General features: G+C 62.6%; 23 protein-coding genes. 12 read left to right on the top strand and 11 right to left on the bottom strand.

The genetic code is table 11. From position 1 onward, the window contains the following. Positions 1-162 precede the first annotated feature (162 nt). Both RTQ46_RS05995 and katG read left to right on the top strand, forming a co-directional pair. Positions 163-1575, top strand: a complete 1413-nt coding sequence (locus tag RTQ46_RS05995; RefSeq protein WP_312435216.1) for a cytochrome P450 — start codon at positions 163-165, stop codon at positions 1573-1575. 156 nt (positions 1576-1731) lie between these two features. Further along, positions 1732-3975 (top strand): catalase/peroxidase HPI, encoded by a 2244-nt coding sequence (gene katG / locus RTQ46_RS05990; RefSeq protein WP_312435215.1) that lies wholly within the window; start codon positions 1732-1734, stop codon positions 3973-3975. A 20-nt stretch (positions 3976-3995) separates the two neighbouring features. Here katG and RTQ46_RS05985 read toward each other — a convergent pair whose 3' ends face one another. The 6 genes from RTQ46_RS05985 to RTQ46_RS05960 form a co-directional block, all read right to left on the bottom strand. Then, positions 3996-4736, bottom strand: coding sequence for an SDR family oxidoreductase (locus RTQ46_RS05985; RefSeq protein ID WP_312435214.1), 741 nt, complete (start codon positions 4734-4736; stop codon positions 3996-3998). Then, a complete protein-coding gene (locus tag RTQ46_RS05980; RefSeq protein WP_312435213.1) occupies positions 4733-5884 on the bottom strand; it encodes an alkene reductase in 1152 nt (383 codons plus the stop codon). The genes RTQ46_RS05985 and RTQ46_RS05980 overlap by 4 nt, the downstream gene beginning before the upstream one ends. 82 nt (positions 5885-5966) lie before the next feature. Next, on the bottom strand, positions 5967-6659 hold the full coding sequence (locus tag RTQ46_RS05975) for a type 1 glutamine amidotransferase domain-containing protein (RefSeq protein WP_312435212.1): 693 nt from the start codon (positions 6657-6659) through the stop codon (positions 5967-5969). Positions 6660-6761: 102 nt separating this feature from the next. Then, the gene (locus RTQ46_RS05970) at positions 6762-7364 is read right to left on the bottom strand and encodes a TetR/AcrR family transcriptional regulator (RefSeq protein WP_312435211.1); all 603 of its coding nucleotides are present in this window, start codon (positions 7362-7364) and stop codon (positions 6762-6764) included. A 77-nt stretch (positions 7365-7441) separates the two neighbouring features. Next, entirely contained in the window at positions 7442-8236 is a 795-nt protein-coding gene (locus RTQ46_RS05965) for a helix-turn-helix transcriptional regulator (RefSeq protein WP_312435210.1), read from the bottom strand. A gap of 87 nt (positions 8237-8323) precedes the next feature. Further along, complete coding sequence (locus tag RTQ46_RS05960; protein WP_312435209.1) at positions 8324-8557, bottom strand: hypothetical protein; 234 nt, start codon at positions 8555-8557, stop codon at positions 8324-8326. 136 nt (positions 8558-8693) lie between these two features. Between RTQ46_RS05960 and RTQ46_RS05955 the strand changes: the two genes are divergently transcribed. Then, positions 8694-10094 carry a PLP-dependent aminotransferase family protein gene (locus RTQ46_RS05955; protein ID WP_312435208.1) on the top strand — a complete coding sequence of 467 codons (1401 nt, stop codon included), beginning with the start codon at positions 8694-8696 and terminating at the stop codon, positions 10092-10094. Positions 10095-10168: 74 nt separating this feature from the next. Here the strand turns inward: RTQ46_RS05955 and glmS are convergent, their stop codons facing one another. Continuing rightward, positions 10169-11998 carry a glutamine--fructose-6-phosphate transaminase (isomerizing) gene (glmS, locus tag RTQ46_RS05950; RefSeq protein WP_312435207.1) on the bottom strand — a complete coding sequence of 610 codons (1830 nt, stop codon included), beginning with the start codon at positions 11996-11998 and terminating at the stop codon, positions 10169-10171. A 161-nt stretch (positions 11999-12159) separates the two neighbouring features. On the opposite strand from glmS, the gene RTQ46_RS05945 reads away from it, so the two are divergent. Next, positions 12160-12633, top strand: a complete 474-nt coding sequence (locus tag RTQ46_RS05945; protein WP_312435206.1) for an Lrp/AsnC family transcriptional regulator — start codon at positions 12160-12162, stop codon at positions 12631-12633. Between the two features lie 635 nt (positions 12634-13268). Here the strand turns inward: RTQ46_RS05945 and glmU are convergent. Next, entirely contained in the window at positions 13269-14645 is a 1377-nt protein-coding gene (glmU, locus tag RTQ46_RS05940) for a bifunctional UDP-N-acetylglucosamine diphosphorylase/glucosamine-1-phosphate N-acetyltransferase GlmU (protein ID WP_312435205.1), read from the bottom strand. A gap of 29 nt (positions 14646-14674) precedes the next feature. Here glmU and RTQ46_RS05935 point away from each other — a divergent pair, with 29 nt between their 5' ends. From RTQ46_RS05935 to RTQ46_RS05915, 5 genes are all read left to right on the top strand, one after another. Next, positions 14675-15580: a DUF6279 family lipoprotein gene (locus RTQ46_RS05935; protein ID WP_312435204.1), complete on the top strand. Its 906-nt coding sequence runs from the start codon at positions 14675-14677 to the stop codon at positions 15578-15580. Positions 15581-15647: 67 nt separating this feature from the next. Continuing rightward, the gene (gene rsmD / locus RTQ46_RS05930) at positions 15648-16295 is read left to right on the top strand and encodes a 16S rRNA (guanine(966)-N(2))-methyltransferase RsmD (RefSeq protein WP_312435203.1); all 648 of its coding nucleotides are present in this window, start codon (positions 15648-15650) and stop codon (positions 16293-16295) included. A 122-nt stretch (positions 16296-16417) separates the two neighbouring features. Beyond that, positions 16418-16915 carry a pantetheine-phosphate adenylyltransferase gene (coaD, locus tag RTQ46_RS05925; RefSeq protein WP_308923232.1) on the top strand — a complete coding sequence of 166 codons (498 nt, stop codon included), beginning with the start codon at positions 16418-16420 and terminating at the stop codon, positions 16913-16915. A gap of 15 nt (positions 16916-16930) precedes the next feature. Beyond that, the gene (locus RTQ46_RS05920; RefSeq protein ID WP_312435202.1) at positions 16931-17194 is read left to right on the top strand and encodes a YfhL family 4Fe-4S dicluster ferredoxin; all 264 of its coding nucleotides are present in this window, start codon (positions 16931-16933) and stop codon (positions 17192-17194) included. 82 nt (positions 17195-17276) lie between these two features. Next, the gene (locus RTQ46_RS05915) at positions 17277-17879 is read left to right on the top strand and encodes a chalcone isomerase family protein (protein WP_312435201.1); all 603 of its coding nucleotides are present in this window, start codon (positions 17277-17279) and stop codon (positions 17877-17879) included. Between the two features lie 195 nt (positions 17880-18074). On the opposite strand, the gene RTQ46_RS05910 is transcribed toward RTQ46_RS05915, so the two are convergent. Beyond that, complete coding sequence (locus RTQ46_RS05910; protein ID WP_312435200.1) at positions 18075-18296, bottom strand: hypothetical protein; 222 nt, start codon at positions 18294-18296, stop codon at positions 18075-18077. 198 nt (positions 18297-18494) lie between these two features. Between RTQ46_RS05910 and RTQ46_RS05905 the strand changes: the two genes are divergently transcribed. Further along, positions 18495-19475 carry a LysR family transcriptional regulator gene (locus tag RTQ46_RS05905; RefSeq protein ID WP_312435199.1) on the top strand — a complete coding sequence of 327 codons (981 nt, stop codon included), beginning with the start codon at positions 18495-18497 and terminating at the stop codon, positions 19473-19475. On the opposite strand, the gene RTQ46_RS05900 is transcribed toward RTQ46_RS05905, so the two are convergent. Further along, positions 19472-21031 carry a methyl-accepting chemotaxis protein gene (locus RTQ46_RS05900; RefSeq protein WP_312435198.1) on the bottom strand — a complete coding sequence of 520 codons (1560 nt, stop codon included), beginning with the start codon at positions 21029-21031 and terminating at the stop codon, positions 19472-19474. The genes RTQ46_RS05905 and RTQ46_RS05900 overlap by 4 nt on opposite strands. A 205-nt stretch (positions 21032-21236) precedes the next feature. Next, a complete protein-coding gene (locus RTQ46_RS05895) occupies positions 21237-21692 on the bottom strand; it encodes an Lrp/AsnC ligand binding domain-containing protein (RefSeq protein WP_010393827.1) in 456 nt (151 codons plus the stop codon). Between the two features lie 208 nt (positions 21693-21900). Between RTQ46_RS05895 and putA the strand changes: the two genes are divergently transcribed. Together putA and RTQ46_RS05885 are read left to right on the top strand one after the other, a co-directional pair. Further along, positions 21901-25554, top strand: coding sequence for a trifunctional transcriptional regulator/proline dehydrogenase/L-glutamate gamma-semialdehyde dehydrogenase (putA, locus tag RTQ46_RS05890; RefSeq protein WP_312435197.1), 3654 nt, complete (start codon positions 21901-21903; stop codon positions 25552-25554). 159 nt (positions 25555-25713) lie between these two features. Continuing rightward, positions 25714-26226, top strand: a complete 513-nt coding sequence (locus tag RTQ46_RS05885) for an SRPBCC domain-containing protein (protein ID WP_312435196.1) — start codon at positions 25714-25716, stop codon at positions 26224-26226. Positions 26227-26235: the final 9 nt, after the last annotated feature.

The following is a 26235-nucleotide window of genomic DNA, read 5'->3' as shown; positions in this document are numbered from 1 at the left end:
GAATCATCTCGCCAGAAAGCTTGCTCAAGGCCACCATGGGAAGCTTTCCACACTTGATGGTGACATAGCCAAATTCTATACCAGCGGGCATGTGTCGCAAACGTTCAAGACGCCGATTTTGCGCGGCGGCACAGTATGCATATCCCACCACAGGAGATCGCCATGCCAGCCAAGCCACGCCAGATTATCGACCTGCCCGGACCGCGCCCGTGGCCCCTGCTCGGCAACCTGCCGCAACTGTCGCCCACCAGCATGCACCGCCAGGTGGAGGCGTGGGCCAGGCAATATGGCCCGCTGTTCGCCATGCGCTTTGCCCGCACGCCGGTGCTGGTGATCGCCGACCATGCGCTGGTTGCCGGCGTGCTGCGCGATCGTCCCGATGGCTTCCGGCGCCCGTCGGTCACGGCGAAGGTGTCGATGGAAATGGGTGGCACCCCCGGCATCCTGCTGGCCGAGGGCACAAGCTGGCGCGACCAGCGCCGCATGGTCATGGCCGCGCTGGCGCCACACGCCGTCAAGGCATATTTTCCAGCGCTGCTTGCCACCAGCCTGCGCCTGCGCGAACGCTGGCGCCAGGCCGCGCGCACCGGCACCAGCATCGCCCTGGCCGATGACCTGAAACGCTACAGCATTGACATCGTCGCCGGACTGGCCTTCGGCACCGGCGTCAATACCATCGAGCACGGCGAGCATGCGCTGCAACGCCATATGGAAATCATCCTGGCCGGCGTGGCGCGCCGTTCGATGGCGCCGTTTCCGTACTGGCGCTACCTGAAGCTGCCGCAAGAGCGCCAGCTCGGCACCAGCATCGCCGCGCTGAGCGTAGCGGTCGACGCGCTGATCGCCGACGCACGTACGCGCCTGGCCACCGATCCGGTGCGCCGCGCGCGTCCCGCCAACCTGCTGGAGGCCATGTTGTGCGCGGCGCAGGAGGAAGGTAGCGGTATCGGCGACGATGCCGTGGCCGGCAATGTCGCCACCTTGCTGCTGGCGGGTGAAGAGACCACCAGCAGTACGCTGGCGTGGCTGCTGTATCTGCTGCACGGCAACCCGGCCGCGCTGCAGCAGGCGCGCGACGAAGTGCGGCGCGTCGCGCCCGATCCGGCAGCAGTCACGATCGAACAGATCGATGCGCTCGACTATCTCGACGCCTGCGCCCAGGAAGCGCTGCGCCTGAAACCGGCCACGCCCTTTATTCCTCTGGAGGCCTTGCGCGACAGCGTGGTGGACGATGTGGCGGTGCCGCAAGGCGGCCTGGTATGGTGCGTGATGCGCCACGACAGCATGGACGACAGGCATGTGCAGAACGGCAGCGATTTCGATCCCGCGCGCTGGCTCAGGCAGGGTGCCGGCGCGATCAATAAACAGGTCTCGATGCCGTTCGGCGCCGGCCCGCGCACCTGCCCGGGGCGCTATCTGGCGCTGCTGGAAATCAAGGTGGCGTGCGCCATGCTGCTGGCCAGTTTCGAGATCAACAGCATCGATACCGCCGACGGCAGGGAGCCGCAGGAATCGATGGGATTTACCATGTCGCCGGTGGGTTTGCGCATGACGCTGCACGAGCGGGTGGCATAGCCATAGTTGCTTGATGCTTGCCGCGAGGACAGAAAATAGCGGATGCGCGTACTGGCACTAAGATGGTGGCGACCGGGCTTTTCAAGGTGATAGAGTTCAGAGGTGTATAGGCATGAGGTCTTTCCTGAACCATCACTCAACTGCAGGAGCATACAAATGAGCAACGACAAAAGCGCGGGACAATGTCCATTCAGCCAGTCCAGGACTGCCGGCACCACCAACCGCGACTGGTGGCCCGATCAACTGCGCCTGGACCTGCTGCACCAGCACTCGGCCAAGTCCGATCCCATGGGCGCGAACTTCGACTACCGCAAGGAATTCAATACACTGGACCTGGCCGCCGTCAAGCGCGACCTGGCCGCCGTGATGACCGATTCGCAGGACTGGTGGCCGGCCGATTTCGGCCACTATGGCGGACTGTTCATCCGCATGGCCTGGCACAGCGCGGGCACCTATCGCACCGGTGACGGCCGCGGTGGCGCGCGCCGCGGACAGCAGCGCTTCGCGCCGCTGAACAGCTGGCCCGACAACGTCAGCCTGGACAAGGCGCGCCGCCTGATCTGGCCCGTCAAGCAGAAATACGGCCGCAAGATTTCGTGGGCCGACCTGATCATTTTGACCGGCAACGTGGCGCTGGAAACCATGGGCTTCAAGACCATCGGCTATGCCGGTGGCCGCGTCGATACGTGGGAACCGGACCAGGATGTGTACTGGGGCCGTGAAACCACCTGGCTCGGCGGCGACCTGCGCTATGCGCACGGCAGCCCCGGCGTCGACAAGGATGGCGGCGTGCTGGTCACCGACGACGATGCCGATGGCGACGTGCACAGCCGCAAGCTGGAAAACCCGCTGGCGGCCGTCCAGATGGGCCTGATCTACGTGAATCCGGAAGGTCCGGATGGCAATCCCGATCCGCTGCTGGCGGCGCGCGATATCCGCGACACGTTTGCGCGCATGGCCATGGACGACGAAGAAACCGTGGCCCTGATCGCAGGCGGCCACAGCTTCGGCAAGACGCACGGCGCCGGTCCGGCGGACAATGTCGGCCCCGAGCCGGAAGCGGCGGACCTGGCCGCCCAGGGTTTCGGCTGGCATAACAAGTTTGGCAGCGGCAAGGGTGGCGACACGATTACCAGCGGCCTGGAAGTGACCTGGACCAAGACGCCGGCGCAGTGGAGCAACGACTTCTTCGAGCACCTGTTCGGCTTTGAATGGGAACTGGGCAAGAGCCCGGCCGGCGCCCACCAGTGGTTCGCCAAAGGCGCGGAAGCTTCCATTCCGCATGCGCACGACGCGTCGAAAAAACTGGTGCCGACCATGCTGACCACCGACCTGGCCTTGCGCGTCGACCCGGCCTACGAGGCGATCTCGCGCCGCTTCCTGGCCAACCCGGACCAATTCGCCGACGCGTTTGCGCGCGCCTGGTTCAAGCTGACGCACCGCGACATGGGACCGAAATCGCGCTATCTGGGCAGCGAAGTGCCGGCCGAAGAGTTTATCTGGCAAGACCCGGTGCCGGCGCTCGACCACCCGCTGATCGACGCCGCCGATATCGCCGCACTGAAGGCGTCCATCCTGGCTTGCGGCCTGAGCGTATCGGAACTGGTGTCGACCGCGTGGGCGTCGGCCTCGACCTATCGCGGCTCCGACATGCGTGGCGGCGCCGATGGCGCGCGCGTGCGCCTGGCGCCGCAGAAGGACTGGGCCGTCAACCAGCCGGAACAATTGAGCAAGGTACTGGCGGCGCTGGAAAAATTGCAGGGCGAGTTCAACGGCAAGGCGACCGGCGGCAAGCGCGTGTCGCTGGCCGACCTGATCGTGCTGGCCGGCGCTGCCGCTGTCGAACAGGCCGCCAGCCTGGCCGGCCATACGGTCACGGTGCCGTTTACGCCGGGCCGCACCGACGCCACGCAAGAGCAGACCGATGTGGAGTCGTTCGAGGTGCTCGAACCGATCGCCGACGGCTTCCGCAATTACCAGAAAACGCGCTACGCCGTGCCGGCCGAAGCGTTGCTGGTGGACCGCGCGCAGCTGCTGACTTTGACCGCGCCCGAGATGACCGTGCTGGTGGGCGGCCTGCGCGTGCTGGGCGCCAACAGCCCGCAGCGTGACGCGGGTGAATTCACCACCCGTCGCGGCACGCTCAGCAACGATTTCTTCGTCAAGCTGCTCGACATGGGCACGGTGTGGAGCGCCACCTCGGACGCCGCCGAAGCCTTCGAAGGCCGCGACCGCAAGACGGGCGCGGTGCAATGGCGCGCCAGCCGGGTCGACCTGGTATTCGGCTCGAACGCGCATCTGCGGGCGATTGCCGAAGTGTATGGCAGCGCCGACGGCGAAGCACAATTCGTCGGCGACTTCGTGGCGGCATGGAGCAAGGTGATGGAACTGGGACGCTGATCCAGCCCATCAGCGGCGCATCAGAACACCTGGTGCGTCGGACGCAGGACGATTTCATTGATGTCCACATCGGCCGGCTGCTCGATGGCAAACGCAATTGCGCGCGCCACCGATGCGGCCGGTATCGCCTGCTTGTAGAAGTCGAGCACGGTATCGGTCGCCGTGCCCGAGGTGCTGTGTTTCAGGTCGCTGTCGACGGCGCCCGGGGCGATCGAGGTCACGCGGATCTTGTCGCCCACTTCCTGGCGCAGCCCTTCCGAAATCGCCGAGACGGCAAACTTGGTCCCCGAATACACGGTGCCGCCCGGCGCAAACACTTTTACGCCAGCCACCGAACTCAGGTTGATGATATGGCCGCTTTCCTGCGCCAGAAAGCGCGGCAGCGCGGCGGCGATGCCGTACAGCGTGCCTTTCAGATTGACGTCGATCATCGCATCCCACTCGTCGGTATTGACCTCGGACATGGGGCGGATCGGCATCAGTCCCGCATTGTTGATCAGCACGTCAAGGCGGCCGAAATCGGCGACAGTCGCCGCCACCACGGCCTCGACCTGGCGCTTGTCCGTCACATCCATCTGGTAGGCGCGGGCGCTGCCGCCTTCGGCAGCGATGCTTGCCACCACTGCATCGAGCTTGTCCTTGCGGCGTGCGGCAATCGCCACCTTGGCGCCGCGGCTGGCCAGCAGGCGCGCCACTTCCGCGCCGATGCCGGTGCTGCCGCCGGTAATCAATACGACTTTGCCTTCGATATTATTGTTCATGCTGCTTCCTTTGCTTGAGTTGTGCTTTCCGCATATGCGGGGTAGTCGGTATAGCCGGCTTCGCCGCCGCCATACATGGTGGCCGGCTCGACCGCGTTGAGCGGCCAGCCGTTGGCGATACGCGCCGGCAAATCGGGGTTGGCGATAAACGGGCGGCCAAAGCCGATCAGGTCGGCCAGGCCTGCGGCCACCAGGCGCGCGCCGCGTTCGGCCGTATAGCGCCCGGCGTACAGGATGCGGCCGCTGAAGGCCTGGCGCACCGCGCGCCGGAAGTGGTCCGGCAGCTCGGGCGCGTTGTCCCAGTCCGCCTCGGCGATCGACAGATAGCCGACGCCGGCTTCTTGCAAAATCCGGATGGCTGCGAGATAGGTCGCCTGCGGATCGTCTTCCACCAGGCCGATATACACGCGGTCCTGGTCGGTGCCGGAGAACAGCGGCGCAAAGCGCACGCCCATGCGTTCCGGCCCCACCACGGCCGCCACCGCCTGCACCACTTCGCGCAGGAAGCGCAGGCGGTTCTGCAGCGAGCCGCCGTAGGCATCGGTACGGGTATTCGCATGCTGCGAGATGAACTGGTTGACCAGGTAGCCGTTGGCCGCATGGATTTCAACGCCATCGAAACCGGCGTCGAGCGCGTTTTGCGCGGCCTGTGCATACAAGGCCACCACTTCGGCGATGCCGTCCACGCTCAGGGCCTGCGGCATTGATGGCGGGACCAGTTCGCCCACGCCGTCGCCCGTTTCGACAAACGCTTTTACCTTTTGCGCCTGGATGGCGGAGGGCGCCACCGGCGCCGCGCCGTCCGGCTGCAGCGCCGTGTGCGAGACGCGGCCCACATGCCACAGCTGCGCGAAGATGGTGCCGCCTGCCGCATGCACCGCGTCCGTTACCTGGCGCCAGCCGTCGACTTGCTGCTGGCTGTAGATGCCGGGGGTCCAGGCATAGCCCTGGCCGCGCGGCTCGATCTGCGCGCCTTCGGTGATGAGCAGGCCGGCGCCGGCGCGCTGCGCGTAATACGTCGCCATCAGTTCGGTCGCCACGTCGCCCGGCTGGGCCGCGCGCTGGCGCGTCAATGGCGGCAGCACGATGCGGTTTTTCAGGGTGTGGCGCCCCAGCGTAATGGGCTGCAGCAGTGGTGTGTGGTTCATCGTGGGGTCCGCTTTATAGAAATGAGGGTAGTGCGCTGGCGCGGCAACCATGCCGCCGCGCCAGCTGGCCGGATTAGTCAAATCAGCCGAGTTGCTTGAGCAGCAGGGCGGCAGCCGCTTCCGACGAACCGGGGTTCTGGCCCGTGATCAGCAGACCGTCCTGCACCACGTACGAGCCCCAGTCCGGGCCTTTCGAGTACACGCCGCCGAGCTTTTTCAGTTCGTCTTCGACCAGGAACGGCACCACATCGGTCAGGCCCACGCCTTCCTCTTCGGTATTGGTAAAGCCCGACACTTTCTTGCCTTCCACCAGCGGACGGCCGTCAGCCGATTTCACGTGGCGCAGCACGCCCGGCGCATGGCAGACCAGCGCCACCGGCTTGTTGGCAGCGATAAACGCTTCGATCAGCGCGATCGAGTGCTGGTCTTCCGCCAGGTCCCACAGCGGGCCGTGGCCGCCAGGGTAGAACACCGTGTCGAAATCGGCCTGGTTCACGCTGTCGAGGCGCACGGTGGCGGCCAGTTGCGCGGTGGCGGCCGGGTCGGCTTCGAAGCGGCGCGTCAGCTCGGTCTGGAACGATGGCTCGTTGCTTTTCGGATCGAGCGGCGGCTGGCCGCCGGCTGGCGAGGCCAGCACGATCTCGACGCCCGCATCCTTGAAGGTGTAGTAGGGCGCCGCCAGTTCTTCCAGCCAGAAACCGGTCTTGCGGCCGGTGTTGCCCAGGGTGTCGTGCGAGGTCAGGACCATCAGTACTTTTTTTACGTTGTTCGTCATGGTATTTCTCCAAAGTGAGATTGAACTACAAATTATTAGACCGGTCGTCTAGATGCAATTTCAAAAAAACGCATTTCAGTGAAATGCGTGGTGTTCACTCCCTTATGCCGGGGAGAGGTGCAGCATGTCCCGCGTACTTTGCATGGCCGTGGCAAACGGCGCCACGTCGCGTTCGATCTTGACCATGATACTCGCGCCCAGCCACAGCTGGTACAGGCTGCGCGCCGTCGTGGTGGCGTCGCCGCTGACCGCCAGCGAGCCTTCGGCCACGCCGGCCTCGATCGCTGCCGCCAGGCGGCTGACGATGCCGCTGGTGCCGCGCCGGATCGACAGGCGCATCGCCTCCGACAGGTCGGCCACTTCGGCCGCCATCTTGACGGCCAGGCATTTGCCCTGGCAGTCAAAAAAGGACTGCGTCTGCTGCCAGACTTCGAAATAACGCAGCACGCGCTGCGCCATGCTCAAGCCGGGCAGCGCCAGCGTCACATCAATTTCCGCCAGGTAGTCCTCGAAATAACTGTCGAGCAGCGCCTCGCCGAACGCATCCTTCGAACCGAAATAATGGTAGAAGGAACCCTTCGGCACGCCAGCCGCGGTCAGGATCTCGTTCAGGCCGACGGCCGAGTAACCTTTCCCCGCCATCAGGCGCTGGCCCGTGGCAAGGATGTTATCGCGGACATCGCTGGTATCGGCATGTGTGTTCATGGACTTCACTATAGCAACGATTAGACCAGTCGTCTAGCGTTTTTTTAAATTAATCGTTATCGGATGGCGGCGGCAACTCAGGGCGGCGTGGGAATATAGGTAACCAGCGACAGATCCGGCCGGCCGACAGGCGTCAGTGCGACATAGGTAAACGCGGCAATGTCGCCTGACGGCAGCCGCATGCGTTTGGCGCCTTCGTCGAAACCTTTTACATCGGTATCCTGCCACCATGCGCGAAACTCCGGACTCAGTTCGTTCAGTTCAGCGACCAGGCTGTCGAACGGCGCCTTGTCGCGGGCCTGGGCGCGCGCCGCGCGAAAGGCCGAAATCATGCCGCGCGCCAGTTGTTCCCAATCGACTATCCGCGTGCGATACGGCAGGTACACAAACAGCAGGCGCAGCGTGTTGCGCTCGTGCGGCTGCAGCAGGCCATAGTCGACAAACAGATCGGTAATCGGACCATTCCAGGCCAGGATATCGAAGCGGGTATTGCGCACAAAGGCCGGCACGGGAATCGCGCGCACCAGCAGCTCCAGGCCATCGCTCAGGTGCCCGCCGGTGGCCAGGGTCACGGCCGGCACATCGCGCGAGGACAAGGCGAACAGATGGCTGGATTCCACCTGGTCGAGCTTGAGCACCGTCGCGATCCGGCGCAGCGCATCGGCCGAAGGCTGGATCTCGCGCCCCTGCTCCAGCCAGGTGTACCAGCTGACGCTGACACCGGCCAGCACGGCCACTTCCTCGCGGCGCAGCCCCGGCGTGCGGCGCGCGCCTTTGAACAGGCCGTATGCTTCCGGCTGCAGGCGCGCGCGCCGGCTGCTGAGAAAACTGCCCAGCTCGCGTCGTTGTTCGGGGGAGGGTCTGCTGCTCATGAGGTACTTGTCCAGAGTGTGAAAGGAAGGCCGAGAGGAAAATTGCTGGCGCATCAGTCGATAGCGGCCAACACTTCCTTGCCATTATCAGTAACTCATTTCCAGACCGACCTGGCTGACCACCACGTAGGTGACAATTCCGAGGACCAGCAGCAGCAGCGCGAAGATGCCGACCACCTTGCCGCTCGCGCGCAGCACCGCGCGCATATCCGTGGCTTCCCCCTTCTTGCCTTTGTCGTAATGCCACTTGATGGCGTAGAACATGCCGATGCCGAGCACGAGTGCCTTGAACGTCACCAGGACGATAGGAATCCAATCCATTTTGAGTATTTCCAGGTTATTGCCTGACACGATCGAATGAGAAAGGAAAAAACATCAGCGACTGCCAGGCAAGATTGGCGCTGCTGCACCATCTCAAGCATACTACTTTAAAACAATTTCCATACATTGAGACAAAATGTCCCAGTTGAAAACCATACAAGATGAACATTTGGCTATCTGGCTGCCGCGCCTGGCCGCAAACAAGGGGCCGCGCTTCCTGCAGATTGCCGATGCCTTGCAGGCGGCGCTGGCAGACGGATCGCTGGCGCCGGGCGACCGCCTGCCGCCGCAACGCCAGCTGGCAGCGCAGCTGGGAGTCGACCTGACGACCATCACGCGCGCCTACGACGAAGCCAGGCGCCGCAACCTGCTGGAGGGCCGCGGCGCCCGCGGCACCTATGTGGCGGCGCCGAAAGTCGCACTGAACGCCATCCTCGACCTGTCCATGAATACCCCGCCGCCACCGGCTGGCGTGGACTTCGACGACATGCTGAAACAGGGTTTGTCGCAGGTATTGATGCGGGCAGACAGCGAATTGCTGATGACCTACCACCCGGGCGGCGGAAGCGACTCCGACCGCATGGCCGGCGCCCAATGGCTGGCGCCGATGTTCGGCCAGCTCGATGCGCGCCAGCTGCTGGTCTGCCCCGGCGCGCAGGCGGCGATCGCCGCATTGATCCTGGCGCTGACCAAGCCTGGCGACGCGATCCTGGCAGAACCGATGAGTTATCCCGGCCTGCTTGCCGCAGCGAATCAGTTCGGCCGGCGCCTGATTGCGGTGGAAGCGGACCAGCACGGCATGCTGCCCGCCATGCTGGAGCAGGCATGCCGCCAGCATCAGCCCGCCCTGGTGTACCTCAATCCGACCTTGCAAAACCCGACCGCCATCACCATGCCGCAGCGCCGGCGCAAGGAGCTCGCCGGCATCGCCCAGCGCTGCAAGGTGCGCATTATCGAGGACGATCCCTACTGGCTGCTGGCCGATGCGCCGCCACCACCGCTTGCCGCGTTTGCCCCGGAGCAGGTGATCTACATCTCGACCCTGTCGAAATGCCTGACGCCCGGCTTGCGCGTCGCCTTCGTGCTGCTGCGCGACCCGCTCGAGCGCGAACGCTTCCTGGCCGCGCTACGATCGTTTGCGCTGATGGTCGCACCGCTGACAGCCGCACTGGCCACGCAATGGATACTCGACGGTTCGGCCGACCGCTTGATGGCAGGCATCCGCAACGAGGCGCGCCTGCGCCACCGCATGGCGCGCGATATTCTGGCAGGGCGCTACGGCGGCTCCGGCGACGGCCTGCATGTCTGGCTGGAGTTGCCCGCCTACTGGAACTGCGCGCAGCTGGCGCATGCCGCCGCCAGCTGCGGCATCGCCGTCACGCCGGCGCAGGCATTCGCCACCGGCAGCGTATCCGTGAATGCCATCCGCATCTCGCTGGGCAGCATCAAGGACCGTGGACACTTGCAGGCGGGGCTGCAACGGCTGTCTCAGCTGCTGGCGCGGCAGCCCGAGTTGCATGACGCTGCGGTGGTTTGAGTGGGCAGGAATTGCTGTGCTGTAGTCGGGCGTGCTGCCGATGCGGGTGCACGGCATTGCCTGGCCACGCAGATTTACTCCACTGTCACCGACTTCGCCAGATTCCTTGGCTTGTCCACATCCGTCCCCCGCGCCAGCGCCGTGTGATACGCCAGCAGCTGCAGCGCCACCACGTGCAGGATCGGGGACAGCACGCCGTAGTGTTCCGGCAGGCGGATCACGTGCAGGCCTTCGCCGGAGCTGATGCGCGAGTCGACGTCGGCGAAGACGTAGAGCTGGCCGCCGCGGGCGCGCACTTCCTGCATGTTCGATTTGAGCTTTTCGATCAGGGCGTCGTTCGGGGCGATGGTGACGACCGGCATTTCGTTGGTGACCAGCGCCAGCGGGCCGTGTTTCAGTTCACCGGCCGGGTACGCTTCGGCGTGGATGTAGGAAATTTCCTTGAGTTTCAGCGCGCCTTCCAGGGCGATCGGGTAGTGCATGCCGCGGCCCAGGAAGAGGGCGTTTTCCTTGCGGGCGAATTCTTCGGACCAGGCGATGATCTGCGGCTCCAGCGCCAGCACGGCGGCGATCGCCACGGGCAGGTGGCGCATGGCTTTCAGGTGGGCCGCTTCTTCGTCGTCGGTCAGATGTCCGTTGACTTGCGCCAGGCACAGGGTCAGCAGGAACAGGCCGGCCAGCTGGGTGGTAAACGCCTTGGTCGAGGCGACGCCCACTTCGACGCCGGCGCGGGTGATGTAGGCCAGCGCGCATTCGCGCACCATGGCGCTGGTGGCCACGTTGCAGATGGTCAGCGTGTGCTGCATGCCCAGGCTGCGCGCGTGTTTCAGGGCGGCCAGGGTATCGGCCGTCTCGCCGCTTTGCGAGATGGTGACGACCAGGGTGTTCGGGTGCGGCACGCTGTCGCGGTAGCGGTATTCGCTGGCCACTTCGACGCTGACCGGGATCCTGGCGATCGACTCGATCCAGTACTTGGCCGTCATGCCGGCGTACGAGCTGGTGCCGCAGGCGAGGATCAGCACGCGGTCGATCTGCTTGAAGATTTTATAGGCGCCGTCGCCGAACAGTTCCGGCATGATGGCGGTGACGCCTTCGAGCGTGTCGCCGATGGCGCGCGGCTGCTCGAAGATTTCTTTCTGCATGTAGTGGCGGTACGGGCCCAGCTCGGCTGCGCCCGTGTGCGCATGCACGGTTTTCACTTCGCGGTTGACAGGCTTGCCGTCGACGTCGGCGATCCAGACGCGCGACAGTTGCAGGTCGACCACGTCGCCTTCTTCCAGGTAGATGATCTGGTCGGTGGTGCCGGCCAGCGCCATCGCGTCGGAAGCAACAAAGTTCTCGCCCTGGCCCAGGCCGACGATCAGCGGCGAACCCTGGCGCGCGGCAACCACGCGGTGCGGTTCGTCGCGGCAGAAGACGGCGATCGCATACGCGCCGTCGAGGCGCTTGACGGCCTGCTGCACGGTCTCGAACAGGTCGCCGTTGTACATGTGCTCGACCAGGTGGGCAATGACTTCGGTATCGGTCTGGCTCTGGAACACATAGCCCAGCGCGGTCAGTTCGGCGCGCAGCTCGTCGTGGTTTTCGATGATGCCGTTATGCACCAGCGCCACGCGGGCGTTGTCTTCGGTGGGCGAAAAGTGCGGGTGGGCATTGAAGGAGACGGGGGCGCCATGCGTGGCCCAGCGCGTGTGGGCGATGCCGGTAAAACCGGCGAGGCCTTCTTCGGCGATCTGCTTTTCCAGTTCGGCCACGCGCGCGGTGGAACGCGAACGCTGCAGGCGGCCATCCGCATGCAGGGCAATGCCGCAGGAATCGTAGCCGCGGTATTCCAGGCGCTTCAGGCCTTCGAGCAGGATAGGGGTGATATTACGCTGCGCTACCGCGCCGACGATGCCGCACATGGAAACCTCTGTCTAAAATTTAATCAATGTCTGCATGCTAAAGCAGAGCGTGTGAAATATGCTTTCTAAATAACGATGTTTTTGACCGAATATTTCAGGTATATTTAATGATGAAATATTCTTTCATTTAATCGACTTTTATTTTTCATTTCACTAAATCCATGAGCGATAGCCCCATTCTTCTTGACGACATCGACCGCCGCATCCTGAATGCCCTGCAAGTTGATGCATCACAAACCAACAGCGAACTGGCGCGTGCCGTGCACGTATCGGCCCCGACCTGTTTGCGACGCGTCAAGCACCTGACCGACAGCGGCGTGATCGAGCGCCAGGTGGCCATCGTGGCGCCACAGCTGGTGGGAGCGCGCCTGAGCGCAGTGGTCGAGATCACGCTCGATGTGCAGGCGGCGGAGCGAATGGGGGAGTTCGAGCAGCTGGTGGCCAACGAGGCGGCCGTGCTGCAGTGCTATCGCGTGTCGCCGGGGCCGGACTTCGTGCTGATCGTGCAGGTGGCCGACATGCCCGCCTACCATGCGCTGGCACACCGGTTGTTTGCCGCGCACGCCAATGTGCGCAACGTGAAAAGCTATTTTTCTACCTTCCGCAGCAAGTTCGAGACCCGCATCGCTGTCTGAAGCGGGCGAGGGGGAACTTATCCCGACTTGTTATCCCGCTTATCCCCACTGTTATCCACAGCCGGCAGAATAGCTTTTACGGCCCCTGCCTCAGCCGCCTCTCGAATCGGCGATGGCGGCAAGCGGTGGAGACATTATCACAATCAGGTTATCCCGGGTTGTGCGCAGCTTGCCAACAGTTAGCCAACAGGGTTGTGCACACTTTTACCCACAGGCATGCCAAGCAAAATATCCCAAAATAACCTTATAATTCAATGGCTTGAAAGTTATTCCTGGCTTATCAAGCGATTGCGCACAGGTTTGTCCACATACGGAAAAGCCAGAAACGACAGCTGACATCGTGCGGCGTCAAGCAGCCTGTCCATGCCTGTCAGCCATGCGGGCAGGAAAACTTGTCCCGTGTTTTCCACCGCTTGTACCACGCTTATACCCGGTTTATACCGGGCTTATCCCTGTGCTTTCAGCATGCTTGTACACATGTTTATCCACAGTGCAAAAACCACAACGCCGGAGATGCGCGGCACTTGTCCCGGCTTGCGCACCAGCTATCCACAAGCTTGTCCACAACGGCGCAACCATGAAAAATGCCGCCAGCCCGTGAAGGCTGGCGGCATCGCGATATCGGTGAAGCTGGATTACTTCGGTTTCTTGACCGGACGGCTCCAGCCATCGATGGTCATCTGCTTGGCGCGCGAGATGGTCAGCTTGCCGGGTGGCGCATCTTTCGACAGCGTGGTGCCGGCGCCCAGGGTGGCCCCCTTGCCAACGGTGACGGGCGCGATCAGCTGGCTGTCGCTGCCGATAAACGCGTCGTCCTCGATCACGGTACGCGATTTGTTGACGCCATCGTAGTTGCAGGTAATCGTGCCGGCGCCGATATTGACGCGCGAACCGATGGTGGCGTCGCCGATATAGGCCAGGTGGTTGGCCTTGCTGTTGGCGGCGACCTGGCTGTTTTTGACTTCGACGAAGTTACCGATATGCACTTCTTCGGCCAGCACGGTGCCGGGGCGCAGGCGCGCGTACGGACCGATCAGCGAACCGGCGCCGACCACCGCCTCTTCGATATGGCAGAACGGCTTGATGTGCGCGCCGGCCGCCACGGTGGCGTTGACCAGCACATTGTTGGCGCCCACGCGCACGCCGTCGCCCAGTTCCACGCGGCCTTCGAACACGCAGCCGACGTCGATGGTGACGTCGCGACCGCAGATCAGTTCGCCGCGCACGTCGATGCGGGCCGGATCGAGCAGGGTCACGCCGCGCTCGAGCAGGGCATGGGCGATATTGTTCTGGTGAATGCGTTCGAGCTGGGCCAGTTGCACCTTGCTGTTCACGCCAGCCACCTCCCACACAGCGCCGGGCTGGGCCGAGGTGACGGTGACGCCATCGGCCACGGCCTGGGCGACGATGTCGGTCAGATAATATTCACCTTGGGCATTGTTGTTCGACAGCGCCGACAGCCATTTTTTCAGTTGCACGGTCGGTGCGACCATGATGCCGCTGTTGATTTCCCGAATGGCGCGCTCGGCTGGCGTGGCGTCCTTTTCTTCGACGATACGGACGATGGCGCCGTTCTCGCGCACGATGCGGCCCAGGCCGAACGGATCGTCCTGCGTCACCGTCAGGATGGCCAGCTGGTCCTTGCCGGCCGCCTGCACCAGTTTCTGCAGGGAATCACTGCTGGTCAGCGGCACGTCGCCGTACAGGATCAGGGTGGGCACGCTTTCGTCCAGCAAATGCAGTGCTTGCTGCACCGCATGGCCGGTACCTAACTGCTGCGCCTGCTCGGCGGCATCGATGATCACGGACTGGCTGATTTGGTACTGCTCGAGCAGTTTCAGCACCGCTGCGCCCCCATGTCCGTAAATCACGCATAATTTGGACGGCGCCAGGATGCGCGCCGTATCGATCACATGCGACAGCAGCGGCTTGCCAGCCAGTGGATGCAACACTTTTGGCAAGGCCGACTGCATGCGCTTTCCCATACCGGCGGCGAGAATGACAACGTTCATAGTCCGTATTTATTTTATAAGTTAAGAATATGAAAAAGTTTAACACGCAGGCCCCTGGTTCCTCCTCCCTCAATCGCTTGACCTATGTCGTGCTGGCCCTGATGCTGGTAGTGGTGGCCGGCTGCAGCAGCTTGCGCCTGGCCTACAACAATGGCGACACCGTGCTGTACTGGTGGCTCAACGCCTATGTCGACCTGGACCGCGACCAGAAAGGCTGGGTGCGCGAAGATATCGACAAGCTGTTCGACTGGCACCGCAAGACGCAGCTGAAAGACTATGTGGAAATCCTGCGCAAGGGCCAGAAGCAGGTGCAGGGCAATGTCACGCAGGCCGAGCTGCTGGCCGACTACGACGAGATCAAGAGCCGTACCCAGTCGCTGCTGCTGAAAGCGGCGCCGGACCTGGCCGACCTGGCCCGCTCGCTGAAGCCGGAACAGATCGCGCAGATGGAAAAGAAGTTCAAGTCCAACAATGAGGACTACCGCAAGAAATTCCTGACCGGCGACCAGGAAAAGCGCCAGCAGCTGCGCTACAAGAAATCGATGGAGCAGTTCGAGCTGTGGTTCGGCAGCTTCAGCCGCGAGCAGGAAGCGGCCATCCGCAAGGCGTCCGACGCGCGTCCGCTGGACAATGAAATCTGGCTCGACGAACGTAGCCGCCGCCAGCGCAATGTGCTGGCGCTGGTGCAAAAGGTGCAGAACGAAAAGCTGAGCAAGGAAGCGACCGTGGCCCTGATCAATACCCTGATCAAGGACAGCTTCGAGCGCCTGGAACACTCGGAGCGCAAGCCGTTCTTTGACGCGTTTGAAAACAGCACGGCGCAGATGGTGCTGACGGTGATCAAGATCGCCACGCCGGCGCAGAAAGAGCATGCCGTCAAGCGCATGCAGGGCTGGATCGACGATTTCAACTCGCTGGCGACGCAGCCGAAGTAAGGCCTGCCATCGGGATTGGCGATGGGGCCATATGCTATAGTGGCCGCCATCGTATCGAAGAACTCCCATGCAAAAAAAGATCAAAAAACCTGCCAAAGTCCCCGTCCACCACGCGCCGCCACCAAACCAGGTGCGCATTATCGGCGGACAATGGAAACGCTCCGTGCTGCCCGTGCTGCAAGCGCTGGGCCTGCGCCCGACGCCGGACCGCGTGCGCGAAACCGTATTCAACTGGCTCAACCACCTGCGCGACGGCGACTGGGCCAACGCCCAGGTGCTGGACCTGTTTGCCGGCAGCGGCGCGCTGGGCTTCGAAGCGGCGAGCCGCGGCGCGGCCTCCGTCACCATGGTCGACACGCACACGCCGGTGATCCGCCAGCTGGAAGAAAACAAGACGAAATTGCGCGCCGACAACGTGCAGCTGCTGCGCGGCGACGCGCTGCTGACGGCGCAAGGGCTGGCGTCGCGTGGCCAGCGTTTCGACCTGATCTTCCTCGATCCGCCGTACCAGCAGGATTTCCTGGCAAAAGTGCTGCCGCTGTGCGCCAACCTGTTGAAAGAGGGCGGCATCGTCTACGCGGAATCGGGCCTGTCGATGGTGTTCGATGAAAACAGCGAACTGGACAAGCCGGACTGGATGGCGCCGTGGGAAGTCATCCGCGCCGACAAGGCGGGCACGGTCTACTATCATTTGCTAACTTACAACAAAGTATAGTCAACAGCGTGAATCTGCTCATAATTTGAGCAAAACAGACGTAAACGCGGCCCCTGCCCCAAGGCCAGGCACCAAATTCAGGCATAATGCGCGTCTATATTGGTGCATCGTCAGGAGCCGCAATGGTAGTAGCCGTTTATCCGGGAACGTTCGATCCGCTCACGCGCGGTCATGAAGATCTGGTGCGCCGTGCATCAGGCCTGTTTGACAAGCTGATCGTGGGCGTGGCCGACAGCAAGAACAAGAATCCATTTTTCTCGCTCGACGAACGCCTGGAAATCGCCAACGAAGTGCTCGGCCATTATCCGAATGTGCAAGTGGAAAGCTTTTCCGGCCTGCTCAAGGATTTCGTGCGCAAGCATGAAGCGCGTGTGATCGTGCGCGGCCTGCGCGCCGTGTCCGACTTCGAATACGAATTCCAGATGGCCGGCATGAACCGCTACCTGCTGCCTGAAGTTGAAACCATGTTCCTGACGCCATCGGACCAGTACCAGTTTATTTCGGGCACCATCGTGCGCGAAATCGCGGCGCTGGGCGGCGACGTCTCCAAGTTTGTCTTCCCCTCGGTCAACCGCTGGCTGCAAAACAAGATTGCCGCCAACGCTGCATTGCCGGAATAAGCAAGAGTAAAAATCATGGCACTACTGATCACCGACGAATGCATCAATTGCGATATCTGCGAGCCCGAGTGCCCGAATGACGCGATCTACATGGGCGCCGAAATCTACGAAATCGACCCCAACAAATGTACCGAGTGCGTGGGTCACTTCGACGAACCGCAGTGCCAGCAAGTGTGCCCGGTCAGCTGCATCCCGCTGAACCCGGCCTGGCTGGAAAGCCCGGAACAGCTGCGCGCCAAGTACGAACGCCTGCAGGCGGAACTGCCCGCCAAGGCTTGATATTTTCCCGCCGCCAAGCGGCGCGGCCCTGTTTTGTCAACTGCCCTACACTGTGGAGTTCCATACTCCACGGAGGCAGACCATGCACACCAGTATCCGGACTTCCCGCTTTGGCCGCGCGCTGGCTGCCGCCAGCCTGTGCGCCTTGCTTGCACAACCGGCGCTGGCCGTCGAGGTCGGCGGCGTCAAGCTCGACGACACGGTGCAGCTGGCCAGCCAGGAACTGAAACTCAATGGCGCCGGCGTGCGCTACAAAATCGTCTTCAAGGTCTACACGATCGCGCTGTACCTGCCCGAAAAGAAAACCCAGCTGGCCGATATCCTGGCCTTGCCCGGCCCGCGACGGCTGGAAATCGTCATGCTGCGCGACATCAGTTCGCAAGACCTGGGCAAGTCCTTCACGGAAGGGCTGAACCGCAGTTCCGACCAGACCGATCGCACCCGCCTGCTGAACCACACGATGCAGTTCGGCGCCATGTTCGAAATGGTGCCCGGCCTGAAAAAAGGCGACATGCTGACGGTGGACTGGCTGCCGGAAGAGGGCACCCTGTGCCGCCTGAACGGCAAGCAGATCGGCGAGAAGGTGCCCGACCTGGCGTTCTATAACGCACTGCTGAAGATCTGGATCGGCGCCCATCCGGCCGATACGCAGTTGCGCGCGCATTTGCTGGGGGAGGTGACGTGAACACCTGTTGGCGTCATAGGTGATGTGGCGGGTGACGTTGGTGTTGTCGGATTACGGCCTGCGGCCTAATTCGACCTACGCCATCCGGTAGGTCGGATTAGCGCGCGAGCGCGTAATCCGACAACCTTGTTAGCTCACCACATGGACGTAAAAAAAGCCGGTGCAATCACCGGCTTCATCTTGTTGCGTGTGCATTCACGCGCGCGTCGCCAATTCCCGCGCCAGGCGCTGCTCGCGGCTCAGCTTGGGACGCACCACCAGCACCAGCGCGCGGGCGATACCGACCAGCAAAGGCTTGAATACCAGCGCGAACGCGCCGATGGCCACCAGCGCCAGCAGCACTTGTACGACGGTAATGAAGGGAATGTCCAGTACGGGTGCGGATACTGCGTACAGGGCGGTGGCGAAGGTAGACATGATTTCCAGTGCATTATAGAATTTGCCAGTACTATAGTGCAGTGCAACATATAAATCTAATTCCATTTCCTGATACCAATTATATGGATTGTGAATGGAAAACTGTAATATTTGTTTACGCATGAAATCAAACCGCCACGGCGCGGTTTACACTGCTGAATAATTAACTGAATTTAACTTTTCACCTTTGGACTTTCCATGAGTTTTCTGACGCTGGATCTGAACTTGCTGCGTGTTTTCGACGCCGTCATGACGGAACAAAACCTGACGCGCGCGGCCGGCCATCTGGCGATGACCCAGCCGGCGGTATCGAATGCCATCAAGCGCCTGCGCGAAAGCCTGGGCGATGAATTGCTGATCCGCACCGCATATGGGGTGAAGCCGACGCCGCGCGCCGAAGCGCTGTGGCCGTCCGTGCGCTCGGCGCTGGCCAGCCTGGAAGCGGCGGTGACGCCGGAAACGTTCGATGTGTCGAAAACCCATGCCACGTTTCGCATGGCCATGGCCGACGCCACCGCCGCGTTCTGGCTGCCATCCCTGATGCGCTCGATCGAACGCGAGGCGCCTGGCGTCAATGTACGCATGATGCCGCTGACCACGCGCGAACCGCGGCCGATGTTGCTGCGTGGCGACATCGACCTGGCGGTCGGTTTTTTTCCCGGCGTGGCGGCCCAGTTGTCGAGCGAAACGGGTTCGCCGATCCGCCACGAGCGCCTGTATTCGGGCAAATATGTGTGCGTGATGCGGCGCGGCCATCCGCTGGCGAACCAGGAACTGACGCTCGATAACTATTGCGCGGCGAACCATTTGCTGGTGAGTTTTTCCGGCCGCGCCCACGGCCTGATCGACGAAGCGCTGTCACAGATGCACCGCGAACGGCGCATTTTACTGACGGTGAACCAGTTCTTCACGGCCGGCCGGGTGGTGGCCAATTCCGACCTGATCACGGTGTTGCCGCGCCACCTGATCGCGTCGACCGGCATGACGGAATCCCTGCTGTACAAGGACCTGCCGCTGACCCTGCCTGCGGTCCACCTGGACATGCTGTGGCACGAACGCGATGCGCGCAGCCCGGCCCACAAATGGCTGCGCAATCACCTGGAAGGCATGAATACGCCAACCTTGCGCACGGCCACCGCCGCCGGTGGCGGCGTGACCGCAAAACCTCACGTCGATTAAGTATGCGTGCTGGAGCGGTAACCGACCCGGAAACCGCCCCAGTGCTTGCCATCGACATAGATCGGCGCCGACAGGTCATGCATGACCTCGCCCGTATCCCTTTTATACGTTTGCAACAGGAACGGCCGCGTATTGCTGCCGCAGCGCGCGCCCGTGCGGTCGCTGAAGATGCGCTTGGTGCGGTTGTGAACGATATCGTGCTCGTAGTCGCCCGTCAGCGGTTGTGAAAACTTCTTGTTGTGGGTTGGAAAATACCCATTCGTGTCGACCGCGCCCGCATAGGCCAGTTGGGGCAGCGCGGCCAGCAGCGCTTCCTGCAGGTCCGGCAGCACCTTGTCGGTAAATGCGTCGAATTTGGTATTGTGCTTGGGCGGATTGGTATTCGGAATCGGCCGATAGTGGCGGTCGAACAGCGCTTCGCGCGTGATGCGCCCCGAGGTGATCGCCTGCTCGAACAATCTGCCCACCTCCAGCGCCGCCTGCTGGGCGGCGATGCGGATCTCGTCGTGCGGCGTGGCCACCGTCGATTCGCCCAGCGCGCTGGCGATCACTTCGGCCCGTTCGGCCAGCGCCATCGCCGACTGCGTGGCGCGCGGCAATTCGGTATTGGTCGACAGCATGCTGTCGCGGATCTGCAGGATGGCGTCGGCGATCACCTGCGTGGTGTCGACGTGTTCGCGCGAGGCGCGGGCGATCTGGCCGATCTCGTCTTCCGACACGCCCGACGACTCCTCGATATGGCTCAGCGAGCCATGCACGCTTTCCACATTGCGCGCCGCTTCCGTCACCCCTGCCGCCAGTGACTGCATGCCGCGCGCCGCAGTGGCCGACTGCTCGTTGATTTCGCGCACCATCACGCTGATCTCGTCGCTCGCTTCCTTGGTGCGCTGCGCCAGTTGCCGCACTTCGCCGGCCACCACGGCAAAGCCGCGCCCGTGTTCGCCGGCGCGCGCCGCTTCGATGGCGGCGTTCAGCGCCAGCAGATTGGTGCGCGCGGAAATATCGGAAATGGCTTCCGTAAAGCCGGTGATGCGTTTCGATTTTTCCTGCAGGCTCAGCATGGCGGTCGACGCCGACTGCGCGTCTTCGCGGGCGCGGTTGACGCGCTGCAATCCCTGGTCCAGTTCGGCGCGCGCCGCCACGCTTTCCTCGCGCACGCCGGCAGCCACTTTGGCGGCGCGCTCGGCATTGGCGGCGATCTTTTCAGTGGTGCGCGCATTCTGCTCGGAACTGTCGGCGATCTCGCTGGCCGTCTGCACGTCCAGGTCCACCTTCTTTTTGACGGAGTCGACAAAGTAGGAGGTTTCGGCCGCGCCGATCATGATGGCGTCGATCGCGCGCCCGACCGTGTCGGCAAACTGATGCAGGCCCTGGTCACCCTGCGTGCGGCCGGCCAGCGCCAGCAGCACGGCGCCCAGCAGCGCAGCGAGCACGGCAATCAGATAGGGGGAGGTGGCGCCTGCCAGCTGCAGCAGATACACCAGGCAACAGGCCAGCGCGATGGCCAGCAGCGTCAATAGAAAGAAACGTACCAGCTGGTGCGGCAACTGCTTCATCGGTCCCCCGCTGCGAATACCCGTGCACGCTCTGCGGGAGAGCGTGCCGTAGCCGGATGCGGGTGCGCACGATTGCAAACACGCCGCACCTTGAGCCGACGTCTGTGCGTCGTGTCAGGCGGCTACCGGATGGCAGAATAGTGGTTCCACCCTACAACATTTAACCGTATAGCTCAATCGGAAAAATGCGAACCCGGCACACAGGTCACTTGATCGGCAGCTTGGTGGTGTTTTTGACTTCTTCCATCACCGCATAGGTGTGGGTTTCGCGCACGCCTTTTTGCAGCAGCGTCTTGCCGAGGAATTCGCGGTAGGCAGCCATGTCTTTTACGCGCGCTTTCACCAGATAGTCGAAACCGCCGGCCACCATATGACATTCCAGTACCTCGGGAATGATTTGTACGCTATGCTTGAAGGCGTCGAACACTTCCGGTGTCGTGCGGTCGAGCACCACTTCGATGAACACCAGCAGCGATACATCGAGCAGCTGCGGGTTCAACTGGGCCGTGTAACCCATGATGTAGCCCGATTCGTGCAGCTTGCGCACGCGCTCGAGGCAGGCGGCCGGCGACAGGTTGACGCGCGCAGCGAGCTCGACGTTACTGATGCGTCCATCGCTCTGCAATTCCATCAAGATTTTCTTGCTTATCTTGTCCAGCATCCGAAGCACTCCCCAAATAAATATTATTTGGTTAAATTGTCGCATCAAAAACTATCTATTGCTAGCCCTCTGTATTACCAGAATTAATCCATAAGAATCCCCTTTACAATCAAATCATCTTAGCATCCGACTTTCTGTATTATTTTGCACTAAAAAGGGGCAAAAAATACGGCCGTTTTCGTCATCTTTTTCCTTGTAAAGAGCTCCTATGCACCCTGCTGGCCCTTCGGCTTTTACCCCGCTTCCCTTTGCTGCGTTTCAGGCAGAAATCCTGCCTGCGGCGACGGCGCAACGCGCCGCCATCACTGCTGCCTACAGGCGCGACGAGGTTGCCGCGGTTCAGTGGTTGCTGGAGCAGGTACGTGCTTCCAGCACCGAAACGACGGCCGAAGCACAGGCACTGGCGCACCGTCTTGTGTCAGCCGTGCGCCAAAAACGCACACGCTCGTCCGGTGTGGATGCACTGATGCATGAGTTTTCGCTGTCCTCGGAAGAGGGTGTTGCCCTGATGTGCCTGGCTGAAGCGCTGTTGCGTATACCTGACAGTCAGACCGCCGATCGCCTGATTGCCGACAAAATCAGCAAAGGCGACTGGCGCAAGCACCTGGGCGAATCGCCGTCGCTGTTCGTCAATGCGGCCACCTGGGGCCTGCTGATCACGGGCAAGCTGGTCAGCACCAGCAGCGAGTCGGGCCTCGGTTCGGCCATGACCAAGCTGATCGCCAAGGGTGGCGAACCGTTGATCCGCAAAGGCGTGGACCTGGCCATGCGCATGCTGGGCAACCAGTTCGTGACCGGCCAGACCATCGAAGAAGCGCTGAAAAACAGCCGCGACAATGAAACGCGCGGCTACCGCTACTCCTACGACATGCTGGGCGAAGCGGCGCTGACGGAACAGGATGCCGCCAATTACTACGCCTCGTACGAAACAGCGATCCACGCCATCGGCAAGGCGTCGAATGGCCGCGGCATCAAGAACGGTCCCGGCATTTCGGTGAAACTGTCGGCGCTGCATGCACGCTACAGCCGCGCCCAGCGCGCCCGCGTCCTGGCCGAACTGCTGCCGCGCGTGAAAGCGCTGCTGTTGCTGGCCAAGCAGTACAACATCGGCTTCAATATCGATGCGGAAGAAACCGACCGCCTGGAATTGTCGCTGGACCTGATGGAAGCGCTGGCGTTCGATCCTGAGCTGGCCGGTTTTGACGGCATCGGCTACGTGGTGCAGGCGTATCAAAAACGCTGCCCGTTTGCCATCGATTACCTGATCGACCTGGCCCGCCGCAGCGGCCGCAAATTCATGGTGCGCCTGGTCAAGGGCGCGTACTGGGATGCCGAAATCAAGCGCGCTCAGGTCGATGGCCAGAGCGGCTACCCGGTCTACACGCGCAAGGTCTACACGGATGTGTCGTACCTGGTCTGTGCGCAGAAACTGCTGGCTGCCAGCAGCCTGATCTACCCACAGTTCGCCACCCATAACGCACAGACGCTGGCAACGATCTACACCTGGGCCAAGCGCGACGGCATTACCGACTACGAATTCCAGTGCCTGCACGGCATGGGCGAAACGCTGTACGACCAGGTGGTGGGCCCGGCCAATCTCGACAAGCCTTGCCGCATCTATGCGCCGGTAGGTTCGCACGAAACCTTGCTGGCCTACCTGGTGCGCCGCCTGCTGGAAAACGGCGCCAACTCGTCTTTCGTGAACCAGATCGTCGACGAAAACGTGGCGATCGACAGCCTGATCCGCGATCCGCTGGAACAGGCCCGCCTGCAGGGCGGCTTGCCGCATCCGTCGATTGCCTTGCCGCTGGCCATGTTTGGCGCGGAACGCAGGAACTCGGCCGGCATCGACCTGTCGAACGATGACACGCTGCGCGCGCTGGCCGATGGCCTGGCGCAACCGCATCCATGGCAGGCCGCGCCGCTGATCGACGGCGCCGTCAGCCTGAATGCGCCGACCCTGGCCATCTGCAATCCGGCCCGCCACGACGACCAGGTGGGCAAGGTGGCCGAAGCGTGCCCGGCCGACGTGGAAACGGCACTGGCTGCGGCCAGCGCGTATGCCATGGACTGGCAAGCCACCGAGCCGTCGCTGCGCGCGCATGCCTTGCTGCGCGCGGCCGACCTGTTCGAGCAGCACCATATCGAGCTGATGGCGCTGGCCGTGCGCGAAGCGGGCAAGTCCTTGCCGAACGCGATAGCCGAGATCCGCGAGGCGGTGGACTTTTTGCGCTACTACGCGGCCCAGGTCGAACATGCACCGAATACCGTCGCGCTGGGACCCGTCACCTGCATCAGCCCGTGGAATTTCCCGCTGGCCATTTTCACGGGCCAGGTGGCGGCTGCCCTGGCAGCCGGCAACGTGGTACTGGCCAAGCCGGCCGAACAGACGCCGCTGATCGCCTGGCGCGCGGTGCAGCTGATGCATGAAGCGGGCGTGCCGCGCGGCGCGCTGCAGTTCCTGCCCGGCAGCGGCGAAGTGGTCGGCGGCGCCCTGTGCCAGGATGCGCGCGTGAAAGGCGTGATCTTTACGGGCTCGACGCAAGTGGCGCAGCTGATCAACCGCACCCTGGCGGCACGCGCCGTGGCCGAGCAGATCGATATTCCGCTGATCGCCGAGACCGGTGGCCAGAATGCGCTGATCGTCGATTCGTCGGCCCTGCCGGAGCAGGTGGTGCAGGATGTGATGTCGTCGGCGTTCGACAGTGCCGGCCAGCGCTGCTCGGCGCTGCGCGTGTTGTTCCTGCAGGAAGAAATCGCCGATAAAACCATCAAGATGCTCAAGGGCGCGATGCAGGAACTGCGCGTGGGCAATCCGGATCGTCTGGCCACCGATATCGGTCCCGTGATCGATGCTGAAGCGCAAGGCAATCTGCTGGCGCACATCAACCGCATGAAAACCGTGGCGCTCGACCATTTCTCGCTCGACCTGCCGCCCGTGAAAGGCACATTTGTCGCGCCGACCGTGCTGGAAATCAAGTCGCTGGAGCAGCTGACGCAGGAAGTGTTCGGCCCCGTGCTGCACGTGATCCGCTACAAGCGCTCCCAGCTGCCGCAACTGGTGCAGTCGATCAACGACAGCGGCTATGGCCTGACCCTGGGCATCCATACGCGCATCGATGAAACCATCGACTTCATCGTCAAGCGCGCACACGTGGGCAATATCTATGTGAACCGCAATATCGTCGGCGCCGTGGTCGGCGTGCAGCCGTTCGGCGGCGAAGGCAAATCGGGCACCGGCCCGAAAGCGGGCGGCCCGCTGTACCTGAAACGCCTGCAGCGCCATGCACCGGCAGGCAGCCAGCACCAGCGGCAAGCGGCGCCGGCGCTGGACGCCCTGATCGTCTGGGCAAAAACCCATGGCCATGAGCAGGTGATGCGCCTGGCGCAGGAATACACGCGCACCACCTTGCTGGGCAGCACCACCGTGTTGCCGGGCCCGACCGGCGAGCGCAATACCTTGAGCTACGCTTGCCGCGGCATCATCCTGTGCGCAGCAGCCACGTCTGGCGCATTGATGAACCAGCTGGCGGCGGTGCTGGCGACGGGCAACCAGGCACTGGTGCTGGCGCAATCCGTCAACCTGATTCCGGCCGACTTGCCGGCGGCGCTGAAGGATCGCATCCAGGTGATTAGCGATATCGCCTCGTGCGACCACGATTTCCAGGTGGCCATGATCGAACCGGTACTGGGCAGCCAGCTCAAAGGGCTGCTGGCGGCCCGTGACGGGGCGCTGGTGAGCACCATCGACACAACGGCAGAGGACGCCATCCCCCTGTGGCGCCTGGTCGCCGAGCGGGCGCTGTGCGTCAACACGACGGCAGCGGGCGGCAATGCCAGCCTGATGATGCTGAGCGTTTAAAACTTTCAGCAGCCGGCAAAAGGCAGAACCTGCGGGTTCTGCCTTTTTTTTCATCAGTTGATATCAGCATCGCTGATGCTTTGTATCGTCAACCCTGATTGGATTTATATACCGGACGATCCCATCATTGCTGTCTCCCCATCATCGCAAGGAAGCAGCATGCATTATATTTTCTGGCCGGCAGCCTATCTGCCCGGCACTACTGACAACTACGTCTCGAATGACATCATCGTGGCCGGCCTGACGGTCGATGCTGTCTGGACTCAGCTGAGCAATACCTCGGCGTGGCCCGGTTACTACAGCAACGCGACCGATATCGTGTTCCATGACGGCAGCGGCCCGCATCTGAGCGAGGGCGCGCGTTTTCGTTTCACCACGTTCGGTTTCCTGGTCGAAGCGCTGGTCACGGAATATGTGCCGCCGGCTGCAGGGATGCCGGCGCGCGTGGCCTGGCACGGCTGGGTCGAGGGCGACGCCGAGGGGCGGCTCGATGTGCACCATGCGTGGCTGATCGAAGAATTGCCCGGCAACCGCGTGCGCATCCTGACGCAGGAAACCCAGAATGGCCAGCCGGCGCGCGAACTGGCCGGCGCCACGCCGAACCCGATGCTCAACGCCCACCAGGCATGGCTCGATGGACTGGCCGCAGCGGCGCGCCAGTCGCAAACTTAATTTCCAATT

This window comes from Janthinobacterium sp. (assembly GCF_031995485.1).
Taxonomy (GTDB): Bacteria; Pseudomonadota; Gammaproteobacteria; order Burkholderiales; family Burkholderiaceae_D; genus Janthinobacterium.
The sequence above is the reverse complement of the archived record's forward strand: the minus strand, read 5'-3'. Positions and strand labels throughout refer to the sequence as shown.